The organism is Halobellus inordinatus (assembly GCF_024498335.1).
Lineage (GTDB): Archaea > Halobacteriota > Halobacteria > Halobacteriales > Haloferacaceae > Haloquadratum > Haloquadratum inordinatus.
In genome coordinates, this window is sequence record NZ_CP101825.1 from 175,636 (window position 1) to 189,138 (window position 13,503).

A 13,503-nucleotide genomic window follows, 5' to 3' on the forward strand; every position below is an offset into this window, starting at 1 on the left:
GGAGCGGTCAGTCCATCGCGATGTACGTCTGGGTGTGTTCGATACCGGCCATCTCGTGGATCGACGTCGCGATGTCTTTGACGTCGCCGGGGCTCTCTACGCGGACTTTCACGATGTAGTCGATGTCGCCGGCGACGACGCTGACGCTCTCGACTGCGTCGTCGACCGACGACATCGCCGATTTCAGCCGATCGACGTCGCCCGTCGAGGCTTTGACCATCACGTAGGCGGTGACCATCAGGCCACACCCCCCTCGGGCGCGAGTTTCTCTCCGACGATGAGCTGTCTGGCCTCTTCGAGCACGTCGAAGTCGGCGAGGACGGCGACCCGATCACCGACTTCCAGCGAGTCGTCAGACAGCGGGAGCCCCATCGGCTTGTCGGCCTTGCCGAACGCCAGGATCCGTGCGTTCGCCGGGAGTGCGACCTCCTCGATCGTGTACCCACGCATCGGCGACTCCTCGGTGACGGTCATCAGGACCACCTGGAGGTTCTGCGCGACATCGGCGATCGCGCGCACCGAGCCACCGAGCAGTGCGTTCTTCGCGCCCAGCGCGCCGAGGCGTTCGGGGTAGACCACCTCGTCGACCTCGTCGGCGTACTTGTGGTAGACCTCCTCGCGGTAGTCCTCGTCGACGCGGAGCACCGTCCACGTGTGGTGGTACTTCGCGATCGAGCACGCCGCGAAGTTCACGTTGAGGTCGGCCGTGAGCGCCCCGAGGCCGTCGGCGTCTTCGATGCCGGCCTCGACGAGGACTTCCTCGCGGGAGCCGTCGCCTTCGACGACCTCGAAGCCGTCTTCGCGGGCGCGCTCGACCCGATCGCGGTTCTGTTCGACGAGCGTGATCTGGTGCCCTTCGTCTCTGAGAACCCGGGCGGTCCGGAGTCCCACGCGACCTGCACCAATGATAACGAACCGCATACGAATGAGGTACGCCGGCGGACGTGAATAATGTTTCTCCGGAACGTCCCTGTACGATTCGTCGGTCCGGTCTCGTTCCGACCCGTCCTATCGAGTCAGCGTGGTACGCCACTCGCGGCACAAATGCTATGAGATGGTATCACGTACCGTGGTAGTATGGTTCACGCGTTCATTATGGTGAAGACCGGCGCCGGGGAGTCAGAGCGACTCATCGACTCCATCCGGGAACTGGCGAACGTGACCGAGGCGCACATCGTCGCGGGCGCGTACGACATCATCGCCGAGGTGGACGCCCCCGAGGTGTACAAAGTCCTGAGCGCGTCCTCGACCGAAATTCAGGGGTTCGAGGGCGTCAACGACACCAAGACGTACATCTCGATGGACGAGTAGCCGCCGCAGGCGGGGGAGACTGCCGCGGACGGGAAAACCGCCGTAAACGACGGAATCGCGCGGACGACGCGTCGGTAGCGACGCGCAGTCGCTCGGGCGGGGCGAACGCCACGGAGCCGAACGCGTAAAGTCCTCGGCGCCCCTACTCCTGGTATGGTCTCGGTCGTCGGACTCGTGCTGTTCGGGGCGGTGCTCGTGGTGCACACGCTGCTGGCAGCCGTGCTGACCCGTTTCTTCCGCCTCCGATTGAACACCCAGTGGGGATACGTCGTCTACTCGTTCGCGCTCATCCCGATCGCGCTGCTCGTGACGACGCTCGTCTTCTTCGGGATCCTCCCGATCGGCGCCGGTCTGAACCTCGGTGCGACGGCGCTTCTCGGTGCGGCCATCGCGCTCCCGCTCGCACTCGGATTCACCATCGACACGCTCTACATTCCGGCACCGGAGGAGTACGACCTCCCGGACCGACAGTGAACCGATAACGCAACTCCCCCGCGCTGCTTGGCCTCGGACAGCTATCGGTCTGCGACCAGCCGCTCGACGTGTCCTTCGACGGCGTCAATCACGTCCGGGAGCGACTGGGTCGCGTCGACGCGGACGAACCGCTCGGGGTCGCTTTCGATGAGTCGCTCGTAGTTCTCACTGACTCGTTCGAGGTACTCCGCGTGTTCGAACTTGTTCGTCGCGCCCGCCCGCTCGGCGGCCGTCTCGGGGTCGACGTCGAGATAGATCGTCGCGTCCGGCGGATGGGTGAAGACGTCGTGGATCTCCCGGATGTACGTCAGCGGGTCCCGACCGCCGGCGAGATACGATTCCGCGAGCGACGCCGCTTGATATGCGAACCGCGAGTCGGTGTAGCGGTCGGAGACGACGAGCGTCCCGTCTGTGAGCGCCGGTCGCACGACGCGAGAGAGATGGTCCGCGTGATCGGCAGTAAACAGGAACAGCTCGGCCAGCGGGTCGGCGTCGTCGTCGTGCATCGAGCGGGTGACGGCGTCGCCGTACCAGGAATCGGTCGGTTCGCGGGTGAACACCGCGTCGGGGTAGTCGTCTCTGAGGGCCTGCCAGGCGGTGGTCTTCCCGCTCCCGTCCAGTCCCTCCAGCGTGAGGAGCATAGTTCGAGATGGCGGATCGGGGAGTAAAATCCCACCGAGTCGCTGCGACGCGCCGTCGAGGCACCCGTGCGTCGACGGAAACGGCAGTTAGCTTTACGTCGACACGGAGAGATATCACGGGTATGAAAGTACTCGTCGTCGGCGGGAGCGGATTCATCGGAAGCACCCTCTGCCGGGAGCTGAAGGGCCGGGGGCACGAAGTAACCGCCCTCTCGCGAAGCCCCAGCGGCCAGGACCTTCCGAAGGGAGTCAACAAAGTGATGGGAAACGTCACCGACTACGGTTCCATCAAGGGCGCCTTCGAGGGGAAAGACGCAGTCTACAACCTCGTCGCGCTCTCGCCGCTGTTCAAACCGAGCGGCGGCGACAAGATGCACGACCGGATCCACAGACAGGGTACTGAACACGTCGTCCGCGCGGCCGAGAAACACGACGTTCGGCTCGTTCAGATGAGTGCGCTCGGTGCCGATCCCAAGGGTCCGACAGCGTACATCCGATCGAAGGGCGAGGCCGAGGAGATCGTCACCGAGTCCGTCCTCGACTACACGATCTTCCGTCCCTCGGTCGTCTTCGGCGAGGGTGGCGAATTCATCTCGTTCACGAAACTGCTCGCGCCGCCGTACCTCAGCGCGCTTCCGGGCGGCGGCAAGACCCGGTTCCAGCCCATCTGGGTGGGCGACCTCGTGCCGATGCTGGCCGACGCCATCGAGTCCGACGAGCACGTCGGAAAGATCTACGAGGTCGGCGGCCCGGACAAACTCACGCTGGCGGAGATCGCGCGGATGATCCACAAGTCCGACGGCCGGTCGACGACGGTCGTGCCGGTCCCGATGGGACTCGCGAAGGTGGGGCTCACGATCGGCGGCGCCATTCCCGGCTTCCCGATGGGCAAAGACCAGTTCCGCTCGCTGCAGTTCGACAACGTCACCGACGACAACGACGTCGACGCCTTCGACGTCGGGACCGGCGAACTCACCACGTTGGAGGCGTACCTGAACGGGCGCGCGGGCGACGCTGGGACCGCTGCCACTGCGGCGAGTTCCGGGTGAGACCGACGCGTTGTCGCCGCTGTTGACTCACTGCGCCGAATTTAAATCCTGAGAAATAGGTCCTGACCTCACGGGTACAGAGGTCTAATGACTCATTAACGCCCACTCGCAGTACTGCGGTTTCGGTGGTACGCATCTCGTTCTGCCCGTTTCACACCATCACAAGGTTTATGTCCGCGTTTGCACTGGGATACACCCAATGGCGAGGGGACCCGATAAATGAAGCTCGCAATGATCGGTTTCGGGCAGGCCGGGGGAAAGATCGTCGACAAATTCGTCGAGTACGATAAGCGCCACAACTCGAATATCGTCCGCGCGGCAGTCGCGGTCAACACGGCGAAGGCCGACCTGATGGGATTAGAACACATCCCGAAGGACCAGCGGGTCCTCATCGGTCAATCGCGCGTGAAAGGCCACGGCGTCGGCGCCGACAACGAACTCGGCGCGGAAGTCGCCGAGGAAGACATCGACGAAGTCCAAGGGGCGATCGACAGCATCCCGGTCCACGAGGTCGACGCGTTCTTGGTCGTCGCCGGTCTCGGCGGCGGTACCGGCAGCGGCGGCTCGCCCGTTCTCGCGAAACATCTCCAGCGAATCTACACCGAACCCGTCTACGGATTGGGGATCCTACCCGGAAGCGACGAAGGCGGGATCTACACGCTGAACGCCGCGCGGTCGTTCCAGACGTTCGTGCGGGAAGTCGACAATCTGCTCGTCTTCGACAACGACGCCTGGCGGAAGACCGGCGAGTCCGTCCAGGGCGGCTACGACGAGATCAACGAGGAGATCGTCACCCGCTTCGGCGTCCTCTTCGGAGCCGGCGAGGTCGGCCAGGGCAGCGAAGTCGCCGAGAGCGTCGTCGACTCCTCGGAGATCATCAACACGCTGGCCGGCGGCGGCGTCTCGACGGTCGGCTACGCCTCCGAGACGGTCGAAAACGAGTCTTCGAGCAGCGGGCTGCTCTCCCGGATCACCGGCGGCAACGAGGAGACGGAACTCGACACCGCACACACGACGAATCGAATCACCTCGCTCGTTCGAAAGGCCGCGCTCGGCCGACTGACGCTCCCCTGTGAGATCGAAGGCAGCGAACGCGCGCTGCTCGTGATGGCCGGTCCCCCGCGGCACCTCAATCGGAAGGGAATAGAGCGCGGTCGCAAGTGGATCGAAGAGCAGACCGGTAGTATGGAAGTCCGCGGCGGCGACTACCCCATCAAGGACTCCGGAAAGGTCGCGTCCGTCATCCTCCTCTCGGGCGTGACGAACGTGCCCCGCATCAAGGAGCTCCAGCAGGTCGCCATCGAGGCACAGGACAACATCGACGACATCCGAGAGGAGAGCGAAGACAATCTGGAGAATCTCATAAACGATGACGAAGACGAGCTGGAGTCGCTTTTCTAAGCTCGCGTTAGCCTGTCTCTTCGTCCTCTCGGTCGCCACGGTCCCCGGAGCAGCCGTCTCCGTCGGCGACTCGGACGTCACCAGCGACGCTGAGGTCGGGACACAGGTCACTGCGACAGCTACGCTGACAGAACTGTATCAGAACCCCTCGCTCGAATCGTGGACGCTCGCCGGGCAGACGGACCTGACCGACGTGACGTGGACGGTCTACTACTACGACCAGACCGGCGCGAAAGTCGATCAGGAGTCCTTCGACGGGCAGTCCTTCTCGGGCGCCGAGATCTCGACGTCCGACGGGACGAACGAGGTCGAAGTCGAAGTGACCGGTACGGTCCCCGAAGTCGCGTCGTACTCCTACGAGCCCGCACAGACGTTCACCGTGATCGGACTCGAACAGACGCGTCAGGGCGGTTCCACGAACGAGATCGAGAGCTGGAACGCGACGTACTACACCGGTGAGAGTCGCGAGGCGCGGAACGCGATCGACGAGGCGTCCGCGGACGTCGAGCAGGTGAACTCCCAGGAGGCCGAACGGTCGCTCGGAAACGCGATCGACGCCTACAACGGCGAGGAGTTCTCGCTCGCGAGCGATCTCGCCGAGCAGGCCCAAGAGCAGGCCCAACAGACCCAGCAGTCCAATCAACTGATGCAGTACGCGCTGTACGGCGTCGGTGGACTCGTCGTGATCGGCCTCCTCGTCGGCGGCTTCCTGTACTGGCGCTCCCAGCAGCAGGGTCACGACAAACTCGGCTGAGTCTCTCCTTTTCTGCGATGCACGTCCTCGTTCCGTACACGAATCAGAACCCGAAGAGTCGCCTCGCGCCCCCGCTCTCGCGGTCCGAGCGCCACGAGTTCTCGCTCGCGATGCTCCACGACGTCGTCGACGCCGTCCGGGAGACGGGCCACGAGCCCGAGTTGCTCCTCTCGGCGCCCCTCGATGAGAGTACCGCGGGCGATGGTGCCGACGAGTCGTCGACGGTCGACGATACGGGGAGTCGGCCCGAAACCGAATTCGACGCAGGCCTCGTAGATTCTCTTTCAGCGACCATCGACGACAGACCACTCACGGCAGCGGTGAACGGAGCGCTCGATCGGCTCGGCGAGGAGACGAGCGCGGTGGCGATCGTGATGGCCGATCTCGCACTCGCGACGCCGGCGGCGCTCCGTCGACTGTTCGCCGTCGGTGGCGACGTCGCGATCGCGCCGGGCCGCGGCGGCGGGACGAACGCACTCGTCGTTCGCGACCCCGCGTTCTCGGTCGACTACCACGGCGCGTCCTATCGGGACCACCGCCGCATCGCTGAGGAGGCAGGGCTCGCGGTCGACACCGTCGACTCGATGCGGCTGGCGACCGACGTCGACGAGCCGGCAGACCTCGCCGAAGTACTGTTGCACGGCCGCGGACGCGCTCGCGAGTGGCTGCAAGACGCTGGCTTCGGGATCGACACCAGCGACAGTCGGGTCGGCGTCGACCGATCGTGATCCGCCTCGGCGGCGTCCCGGAGTGCGACTGTTTTTGTACGTCCGACCGCGAAACGTGACCACGATGTTCCCCGCGGCCGAGGAGTACGGCGTCGACGTTACGATCGAGGAGTCGGCGGTCGACCGACTGCTGTCGGTGACGCCGGCGGACGTCGCGGCCGCGCCGGAACTCACCTTCTCGCGGAACGTCTTCCTGCCGTTGACGACCGCCTGTCGCTACACCTGCACGTACTGCACCTACTACGACGTTCCGGGCGAAGCGACGCTCCTCTCGCCAGACGAAGTCCGCGAGCGACTGCGCGTCGGCGCCGACGCCGGCTGTACGGAGGCGCTTTTCACCTTCGGCGACGAACCGGACGAACGCTACACAGCGATCCACGACCAACTCGCCGAGTGGGGCTACGACGACATTCTCGGCTACCTCCGTGACTGCTGTGAGATGGCACTCGAAGAGGGCCTCCTGCCGCACTCGAATCCGGGCGATCTGACCGAAGCCGACTTCGAGCGCCTCGCGCCGGTCAACGCGAGTATGGGAGTGATGTTAGAAACGACCGCGGACGTGCGCGCACACTCGGGCACGCGACGGAAGACGCCGGGGCAGCGGCTGAACACGATCCGCGCAGCGGGGGAGGTCGGTGTCCCCTTCACGACCGGTCTTCTCGTCGGCATCGGCGAGTCGTGGCGTGACCGCGCCGAGAGCCTCCTCGCGATCCGAGAGCTCCACGAGCGCTACGATCACGTCCAGGAGGTGATCGTCCAGAACGTCGTCCCGAACGAGCGCTCGGATTTCGAGCAGCCGTCCGTCGACACGATGCGGCGGGTTGTCGCGATGGCGCGCGCCGCGCTCCCCGCGGAGGTGTCGGTCCAGGTGCCGCCGAACCTCTCGCCGACGCGCGACCTCGTCGACTGCGGCGTCGACGACCTCGGGGGCGTCTCGCCAGTCACAGAAGACTACATCAACCCCGACTACGCCTGGCCCGCGCTCCGGGAACTAGAGGAGATTGCGGCGGAAGCCGGCGTCCCGCTGTACGAACGCCTGCCAGTGTACGACCGCTACCTCCCGGAGTCGCTCCGCAGAGACGACTTCGACGGCCGGCCGGCAGCGGGTCAGTGGCTCTCGGAGCCGATCGCCTCGGCGATCACCGCGGGCGACGTCCACGGCGAGCGCTACCGGAGCGTCGCACGGCGAAATGGTCCGCTGTCGGTGGACTCTCCGCTGCCGTCGGGCGGATCGGCCGACTGAGCGCTCGCGAGAGAGTGGCGAAGCTTCACACGCCGAGCCAGTCCGGAACCCGTTTTCTGAAGAGCGTGTACGCCGCCGCGAGAAAGACGCCGCCGACGACCAGCGCCCGGAGCCAGCCGTCGAACGTCGCCGCGGCGGGAACCGCGAGAACGACTGTCAAGAGGAGGTCCTCGGGCGCACCGTCGTAGCGGACGACGTAGCGGGGGCGGAGCCACCGGCGCCGCGGATGGAGGTAGACGGCGCGGTCGGAGGTGCGCTCCCACGGGCGGAGCTCCTCGCCCGCGCCGAACCAATCCGACAGCGAGTGCATACCCGCCGCGAGGAAGAACAGCGCGACGGCGACCGTGAGTGCCGACGGAGCGGCCACTGCGAGGGCACCAGCGAGAGCGCCGGCGGCGGAGTAGTACACCGGGAAGTGCAGCGTCTTGCGGTGGACGCCGACGAACAGATCCACGTCCGGGAGGATACCGCCGAGGACCGCTCCCACAGCGGCCGGGGCGGCTAACTCGGGGGCGACGTAGGCCACGGGCGCGGCGAGGAGGAGCCCGGCCGCCACGTGCGTGGTGACCATCATCGACTGGTGGAAGGATCGGAGCGAACTTGAGTCTGTCCGGCTTCGCCGGCGAAAGCAGTCAGAACAGCGGATCGAGACCGCCCTCGTCGCCCCAGACGAGATCCCGGAGCGCCTCCGGCCGCTCTGCGGCCCTGGCTTCGAGGTTCTGCTGCGTCTCGCGACCGATCTGCTGGAGTTCTTTGATCCGCGGGACGTCGGTGACCCCCGCGAACACGACGAGCGCCGCGACGTAGTTCGACTCCGGGATCGGGTAGTCGCCGCCGCGGACCTCCATCGTGCCGGTCTCCTCCTCCAGCCAACGCCGTGCCTCCTCGATCCCCTTCCGGTTGAGGTACTTCGGCGGTCCGCTGACGACGACGAGCGCGCGCTCGGTGCTCTGGACGTTCGCCGGGAGCGTGAGGTTTCCGAGCGTCGCTCGGCGCACCGTCGTCGTGATCCGGTTGACGACGTCCGTCGCGTCGGGAGCGGCCTCGCGCCGGCCGAACAGCCCCCGAGAGGCCCGTTCGAGTTCCGAGTTGGCGTAGCCGATGGTCGTCACGCCGCCGCCGGCCAGCGTGTTGATGATCTCGGAGGCGTCGACGACCGACTCCGGGACCGGCGCGTTCGACACCTCACCCGCGGTGAGGAGGACGCCGAGGCGGCGGGCGATCTCTTGATTGATGGCTGCGTAGCCGCCGTGGAGGCTCTCGCCCGCCCGTCGCCAGGTGTCGTTGTCGAAGACGAGCAGATTGTCGACTTCCCGCACGAACGTCTGGAACGACCGCGCGGCGTTCAGCGTGTAGATCCCGCCCTCGTCGCTCCCGGGCAGGACGCCGAGTCCGTACGTCGGCTCCGTGTAGAGCCGCGAGAGTTCGCGCGCGATGACCGGCGCGGCGCCCGATCCGGTTCCCCCACCCAGGCCGGCGACGACGAAGAACGCGTCGACCTCGTGGATCGGCAGGTCGTTGATGGCTCCGCGAATCTCGTCGATGTCCTCTTGGGCGACGGTCACGCCGAGTTCGTTGTCGGCCCCGCAGCCGTGGCCTTTCACGCGCGATTGACCGATGAGGACACGGTTGTCGACCGGGATTTGGGTGAGGCCGAGTAGATCGGCCGTCGCCGAGTTGATGGCGACGGCGTCGGTGACGAAATCGGCCCGGCTCGCCGCCTCGTACTCCAAGATCGCGTCAGCGACCTTGCCGCCGGCCTGGCCGACGCCGATCAGTGCGATCTTCATCTCAGCGAACTGTTGGGAGCCAGCGACAATAAGGCTCCGCCCGGCGGGGTCCGGTGAAATCGCCGCTCGTAGGGATTATCGTAACTGTTCGGAGAGTCTCGCCGTATCGTCCGGCGAGAAATCCATCGGGACTTGTGATACTCTCTCTCAGTCGTCGGCGGGGGCGGGGTCGCTACCCGACGGCGACTGACCGTCGAGCATCGGCGTGCCGTCGGCCCGCGGCCCGAGACGTGGCCCGTGGGGTCGATCGTCGATGTCGATCCGGCGCACCGTCCGGTAGTCGGTCGAACGCTCGACGGGCGTACGACCGATCGCCGAGATCATCTCGACGTAGTCGTCGAACGAGCGGAACTCGCCGAAGGACCCGCCGGCTCGGGTGGTGATCTCCTCCGAGAGGATCGTCCCCATAAAGTCGTTCGCGCCGCAGTTGAGCAGTTTCAGCGCCTTCGCGTTCCCGAACTTCACCCACGAGGACTGGATGTTCTCGACGTTGTCGAGGAACAGTCGGGCGACTGCGACCACCAGTTCGTCTTCGGCGTCGCTCGCGCCGCCGTCGACGACGCCGTTCTCGTACAGCGGCGTGTTCTCGTGGACGAACGAGAGCGGGACGAACTCGGTGATGCCGCCGGTGCGGTCCTGCAGATCGCGGATCACTTTCAGATGTTCGATGCGGTGAGCCGCGTTCTCGACGTGACCGTACATCATCGTCGAGGTGACGTCGAGTCCGGCCGCGACCGCGCCCTCCATCGCGGCGACCCACTCGTCGGTACCGATCTTTCCCGGGCAGATGACGTCGCGGACCTCCTCGACGAGGATCTCCGCGGCGGTGCCGGGCGCGGAGGCGAGCCCCGCTGTCTTGAGTTCGCGGTAGACCTCCTCGTAGGACCAGTCGGTGCCGCGGCGGGCGTGCTGGGCCTCCTCGGGCGTCATCGAGTGGAGGTGGACTCCGCCGATCGACATCGCGCGCATCTGCTCGACGTACGTGCCGGGATCGGTCTCGTAGACCGTCGGCGGTTTGTAGTCGACCTCCTTCGCCGGGTCGTCGTACGTCGCCAGGATCTCGCGGTGCTCCTCATTCAGTGCGAACGCGGGGTGGAGTCCCGAGACCGACGTCACCTCGTAGATGCCCATATCGAGCGCGTCCTCGACGACGGCGCGCGACTCCGCGGGCGGTTTGGTGAAGCCCGCGTGCTCGCCGTCGTAGTCCGCCTCGAACTGGTGGGCGGTGTTCTTGAAGTTGCAGAACAGACAGCCGGTGTTACACGCGGTCGTGACGTTGTTGTTGAGGTTCGCCACGAACGTGACTTCGTCGCCGACGACCTCGGCTCGTCGCCGGTCGGCGGCCTCGAGGACCTGCTCTTTCCGTATCGGGTCGATTCCGGGCGCGTCGGTACCGGTCGTGATCAGTTCGATCCCGTCGTCGACGGTCAGGCGGTCGCCCGCGCGGGCCTTCGCCAGCGCGTTCTCGAACGACTGGTCCGTGTCGGGGACGACGTCGAACTCGAAATCGGAAGCGGAGTCGGACCCCTCGTCCGTCGGTGCGGCTGGCTCGCGCATACCGGTTCACAACGCGATACGAGACAAAAAGTGAGGTGGTAGCGGAACTGGCGTGGTATATCACAGACGTGTATAGATCCTGCCGCGATTCGGAGAAAGTACACACGGGAGTGGAAGCCTTCTTGTGCGATGCCGACGCCACTTCGGCGTATGACGAGCGTCAAGGAGTTCCGCGTCGACGCGGAACCGACGGCGTCCGACCTCGGGCGCGGACGGTTCGTGTTCACCGACCAGTACTCCGTCTTCGACTGGGGGGAGATGCCCGATCACGTCCCGAACAAGGGCGCGTCGCTGTGTACGATGGGCGCACACAACTTCGAGCGCCTGTCCGAGCACGACGTCCCGACGCACTACGCGGGCGTCTATCCGGCGGGCGCGTCGGCCGGCGACGACCCCATCTCCCTCGAAGCGTGCGAGGAACCGCCGACCGAGATGGCGATCGAACTCACGCAGGTGCCGGACCTCCCCTACCTCGGCGACGACGAGTACGACTACGACGCCTACCACGATGCCGCCGGCGAGAACTACCTGATCCCCCTGGAGATCGTCTTCCGCAACACCGTCCCCGCGGGATCGAGCCTCCGGTCTCGGGGAACGCCCGCCGAATACGGCCTCGACCTCGCGTCGTGGCCCGACGAGGCCGTCGACCTGCCGGAGCCTGTCGTCGAGTTCTCGACGAAGTACGAAGAACAGGATCGCTACCTCTCGCGGCCGGAGGCCGACCGGATCGCCGGCGTCGCCGCCCTCGACGACCTCGAAGACCTCGCGCTCGCGGTGAACGAGGTCCTGAACGAACGCGCCGCCGAACGCGGGTTCGTCCACGAGGACGGCAAAATCGAATGTCTGTATCACGACGGGACCATCAAAGTCGCCGACGTCGTCGGCACCTTCGACGAGAACCGCTTCTCCTACGACGGCCAGGAGGTCTCGAAGGAGGTCGTCCGGCAGTACTACAAGCGGACCGACCCCGAGTGGGTCGACGCCGTCTCCGAGGCGAAGTCGCAGGCGCGCGAGGAGGGCGTCGCCGACTGGCGCGGCCTGTGCGATCGCTCGCCCGAGTCGCTTCCGGCGGACGTTCTCGAAGCCGTCGCGGACCTCTATGCGGCCGGGACAAACGCCTACACCGGGTCCGCGTGGTTCGACGCGCCCGACATCAACGACGCGGTCGCCCGCGCCCGCGACCTCTGATAGGGATTATCGTAACCGTTCGGAGAGTCTCGCCGTACCGTCCGGCGAGAAATCTATGAGGATTTACGATAATCTCTATGAGAAGGTCTCACCGCGGGCGGGGCAGCCGTGGTCGTAGCACTCGTCGACTCCTGTGGTACGTCGTCGCGTTAGACGGCCGTTCGGCTCGGTACCGTTGCGCAGCCACTTAAAGAAGTGACCGCCTCACGTGGCCGACTGAGTGGTCTCCCGGGTAGTCGCGTCACTCAGTCGTCGGCCGGGTCCGGAACCGACGGCGACTCGGGCGCGTTCCGAAGCGCCGAATCGAGGTCGTCGACGGGGCCGTCGGGTTGGGCTGCCTCAGCGTCTCCCGAGAGACCGAGCTGGTAGTCCTCGGCGTCGGCGCTCTCGCGGAGACTCGTCCGCCCGCGGTGCGAGGAGACGGCGTCGTCCAGATGCAGTCGGATGGCTTCGAGGAACGCCTCCGCTTCGAGCGGTTGGCCGCGCTCGCGGAGTTCCTCGACGGACGCGTCGTCGGGGACGTCGAACACGCGCTGGGAGATGATCGGCCCCTGGTCGAGGTCTGTAGTAACGTAGTGGGCCGTGACGCCCGCGATCCGGACGCCCTCCTCTTTCGCCTGCCGGTAGGCCTTCGCGCCGGGGAACGCCGGCAGGAGCGAGGGGTGGACGTTGATGATGCGGTCCTCGTAGCGGAAGACGACCTCGGGGCTGAGAATACGGATGAAGCGCGCGAGCGCCACGAGGTCGATCTCGTAGTCGTCGAGCACCTCCAGCAAGTGGTCTTCGTCGGGGACGCCGGTCTCGTCGCCGACGTCGACGAACGGCACGTCGTAGGCGTCCGCCAGGGGTTCGAGATCGCCGTGGTTCCCGATCACGACCGCGATTTCGGCCTCAAGTTCGCCGTCGGCGCGGGCCTGCAGGAGCGCTTCGAGGCAGTGACTCTCTTTGGTCACCAGCGCGGCGATCCGTCGCGTCTCGCGGTCCGTCGGGAACCGGACCTGGATGTCGACGCCGAGGTCCGCGCCGAGGTCCGAGAGAGCATCTCGGAGCGTCTCCTCGGTGCAGACCATCTCGGAGGTGTCCGCGTGCAGCGTCATTCGGAAGACGCCATCGCGGACGGCCTGGTCGATGTCTTCGACGTTGATTCCGCGCTCGAACAGCAGCGTCGTGACGTTCGCAACGAGTCCCGTCTTGTCTCCTCCGACGACGGTGATTTCGGTCAGATCATTCGTCATCGCTTCCACCTCGCTGCCGCGGCGCGCGGTCTCATCGGTCGATGCGAATCCAGCGACGGCTAAAAGCGTTTCTTTCCATTCCGAGTAAATCCTCCAAACGCTGAGACGTCTCTCCCGCCGATACCACGTTCG

At 66.0% G+C, this 13,503-nt stretch carries 15 protein-coding genes; 8 read left to right on the plus strand and 7 right to left on the minus strand.

The window, feature by feature from the left end; all coding sequences use genetic code 11:
• Positions 1–7 precede the first annotated feature (7 nt).
• Both NO362_RS00770 and NO362_RS00775 read right to left on the minus strand, forming a co-directional pair.
• Positions 8–238, minus strand: coding sequence for an Lrp/AsnC ligand binding domain-containing protein (locus NO362_RS00770; RefSeq protein ID WP_121569886.1), 231 nt, complete (start codon positions 236–238; stop codon positions 8–10).
• On the minus strand, positions 238–921 hold the full coding sequence (locus NO362_RS00775) for a potassium channel family protein (protein ID WP_256545768.1): 684 nt from the start codon (positions 919–921) through the stop codon (positions 238–240). The genes NO362_RS00770 and NO362_RS00775 overlap by 1 nt, the downstream gene beginning before the upstream one ends.
• 156 nt (positions 922–1,077) lie before the next feature.
• Between NO362_RS00775 and NO362_RS00780 the strand changes: the two genes are divergently transcribed.
• Positions 1,078–1,311, plus strand: coding sequence for an Lrp/AsnC family transcriptional regulator (locus tag NO362_RS00780; protein ID WP_256545769.1), 234 nt, complete (start codon positions 1,078–1,080; stop codon positions 1,309–1,311).
• Positions 1,312–1,464: 153 nt separating this feature from the next.
• Positions 1,465–1,785 carry a DUF7991 family protein gene (locus NO362_RS00785; protein ID WP_256289148.1) on the plus strand — a complete coding sequence of 107 codons (321 nt, stop codon included), beginning with the start codon at positions 1,465–1,467 and terminating at the stop codon, positions 1,783–1,785.
• Positions 1,786–1,826: 41 nt separating this feature from the next.
• Here the strand turns inward: NO362_RS00785 and tmk are convergent, their stop codons facing one another.
• Entirely contained in the window at positions 1,827–2,426 is a 600-nt protein-coding gene (gene tmk, locus NO362_RS00790) for a dTMP kinase (protein WP_256289149.1), read from the minus strand.
• Positions 2,427–2,548: 122 nt separating this feature from the next.
• On the opposite strand from tmk, the gene NO362_RS00795 reads away from it, so the two are divergent.
• The 5 genes from NO362_RS00795 to cofG all read left to right on the plus strand — a co-directional run bounded on the left by NO362_RS00795 (position 2,549) and on the right by cofG (position 7,601).
• The gene (locus NO362_RS00795) at positions 2,549–3,475 is read left to right on the plus strand and encodes a complex I NDUFA9 subunit family protein (protein ID WP_256545770.1); all 927 of its coding nucleotides are present in this window, start codon (positions 2,549–2,551) and stop codon (positions 3,473–3,475) included.
• Between the two features lie 219 nt (positions 3,476–3,694).
• Entirely contained in the window at positions 3,695–4,876 is a 1,182-nt protein-coding gene (locus tag NO362_RS00800; RefSeq protein WP_256289151.1) for a tubulin/FtsZ family protein, read from the plus strand.
• Positions 4,845–5,630 (plus strand): hypothetical protein, encoded by a 786-nt coding sequence (locus NO362_RS00805; RefSeq protein ID WP_256545771.1) that lies wholly within the window; start codon positions 4,845–4,847, stop codon positions 5,628–5,630. Before NO362_RS00800 ends, NO362_RS00805 begins: the two co-directional genes overlap by 32 nt.
• 17 nt (positions 5,631–5,647) lie before the next feature.
• Positions 5,648–6,358 carry a 2-phospho-L-lactate guanylyltransferase gene (gene cofC, locus NO362_RS00810; protein ID WP_256545772.1) on the plus strand — a complete coding sequence of 237 codons (711 nt, stop codon included), beginning with the start codon at positions 5,648–5,650 and terminating at the stop codon, positions 6,356–6,358.
• 64 nt (positions 6,359–6,422) lie between these two features.
• Entirely contained in the window at positions 6,423–7,601 is a 1,179-nt protein-coding gene (gene cofG, locus NO362_RS00815; RefSeq protein ID WP_256545773.1) for a 7,8-didemethyl-8-hydroxy-5-deazariboflavin synthase subunit CofG, read from the plus strand.
• A 25-nt stretch (positions 7,602–7,626) separates the two neighbouring features.
• Here cofG and NO362_RS00820 read toward each other — a convergent pair whose 3' ends face one another.
• The 3 genes from NO362_RS00820 to cofH all read right to left on the minus strand — a co-directional run bounded on the left by NO362_RS00820 (position 7,627) and on the right by cofH (position 10,948).
• Entirely contained in the window at positions 7,627–8,175 is a 549-nt protein-coding gene (locus NO362_RS00820) for a metal-dependent hydrolase (protein ID WP_256545774.1), read from the minus strand.
• Positions 8,176–8,233: 58 nt separating this feature from the next.
• Positions 8,234–9,391, minus strand: a complete 1,158-nt coding sequence (locus tag NO362_RS00825; protein ID WP_256545775.1) for a tubulin/FtsZ family protein — start codon at positions 9,389–9,391, stop codon at positions 8,234–8,236.
• A 147-nt stretch (positions 9,392–9,538) separates the two neighbouring features.
• Positions 9,539–10,948: a 7,8-didemethyl-8-hydroxy-5-deazariboflavin synthase subunit CofH gene (gene cofH, locus NO362_RS00830; protein WP_256545776.1), complete on the minus strand. Its 1,410-nt coding sequence runs from the start codon at positions 10,946–10,948 to the stop codon at positions 9,539–9,541.
• Between the two features lie 150 nt (positions 10,949–11,098).
• Between cofH and NO362_RS00835 the strand changes: the two genes are divergently transcribed.
• Positions 11,099–12,136 (plus strand): phosphoribosylaminoimidazolesuccinocarboxamide synthase, encoded by a 1,038-nt coding sequence (locus NO362_RS00835; RefSeq protein WP_256545777.1) that lies wholly within the window; start codon positions 11,099–11,101, stop codon positions 12,134–12,136.
• Between the two features lie 245 nt (positions 12,137–12,381).
• Here the strand turns inward: NO362_RS00835 and NO362_RS00840 are convergent, their stop codons facing one another.
• Positions 12,382–13,371: a formyltetrahydrofolate deformylase gene (locus tag NO362_RS00840; RefSeq protein ID WP_256545778.1), complete on the minus strand. Its 990-nt coding sequence runs from the start codon at positions 13,369–13,371 to the stop codon at positions 12,382–12,384.
• Between the last annotated feature and the right edge of the window lie 132 nt (positions 13,372–13,503).

What these genes read in the sequence shown, in the direction of transcription:
- NO362_RS00770 (WP_121569886.1), bottom strand. Translation starts at nt 238, where the DNA reads ATGGTCACCGCCTACGTGATGGTCAAAGCCTCGACGGGCGACGTCGAT.
- NO362_RS00775 (WP_256545768.1), bottom strand. Translation starts at nt 921, where the DNA reads ATGCGGTTCGTTATCATTGGTGCAGGTCGCGTGGGACTCCGGACCGCC.
- NO362_RS00780 (WP_256545769.1), top strand. Translation starts at nt 1,078, where the DNA reads ATGGTTCACGCGTTCATTATGGTGAAGACCGGCGCCGGGGAGTCAGAG.
- NO362_RS00785 (WP_256289148.1), top strand. Translation starts at nt 1,465, where the DNA reads ATGGTCTCGGTCGTCGGACTCGTGCTGTTCGGGGCGGTGCTCGTGGTG.
- tmk (WP_256289149.1), bottom strand. Translation starts at nt 2,426, where the DNA reads ATGCTCCTCACGCTGGAGGGACTGGACGGGAGCGGGAAGACCACCGCC.
- NO362_RS00795 (WP_256545770.1), top strand. Translation starts at nt 2,549, where the DNA reads ATGAAAGTACTCGTCGTCGGCGGGAGCGGATTCATCGGAAGCACCCTC.
- NO362_RS00800 (WP_256289151.1), top strand. Translation starts at nt 3,695, where the DNA reads ATGAAGCTCGCAATGATCGGTTTCGGGCAGGCCGGGGGAAAGATCGTC.
- NO362_RS00805 (WP_256545771.1), top strand. Translation starts at nt 4,845, where the DNA reads ATGACGAAGACGAGCTGGAGTCGCTTTTCTAAGCTCGCGTTAGCCTGT.
- cofC (WP_256545772.1), top strand. Translation starts at nt 5,648, where the DNA reads ATGCACGTCCTCGTTCCGTACACGAATCAGAACCCGAAGAGTCGCCTC.
- cofG (WP_256545773.1), top strand. Translation starts at nt 6,423, where the DNA reads ATGTTCCCCGCGGCCGAGGAGTACGGCGTCGACGTTACGATCGAGGAG.
- NO362_RS00820 (WP_256545774.1), bottom strand. Translation starts at nt 8,175, where the DNA reads ATGATGGTCACCACGCACGTGGCGGCCGGGCTCCTCCTCGCCGCGCCC.
- NO362_RS00825 (WP_256545775.1), bottom strand. Translation starts at nt 9,391, where the DNA reads ATGAAGATCGCACTGATCGGCGTCGGCCAGGCCGGCGGCAAGGTCGCT.
- cofH (WP_256545776.1), bottom strand. Translation starts at nt 10,948, where the DNA reads ATGCGCGAGCCAGCCGCACCGACGGACGAGGGGTCCGACTCCGCTTCC.
- NO362_RS00835 (WP_256545777.1), top strand. Translation starts at nt 11,099, where the DNA reads ATGACGAGCGTCAAGGAGTTCCGCGTCGACGCGGAACCGACGGCGTCC.
- NO362_RS00840 (WP_256545778.1), bottom strand. Translation starts at nt 13,371, where the DNA reads ATGACGAATGATCTGACCGAAATCACCGTCGTCGGAGGAGACAAGACG.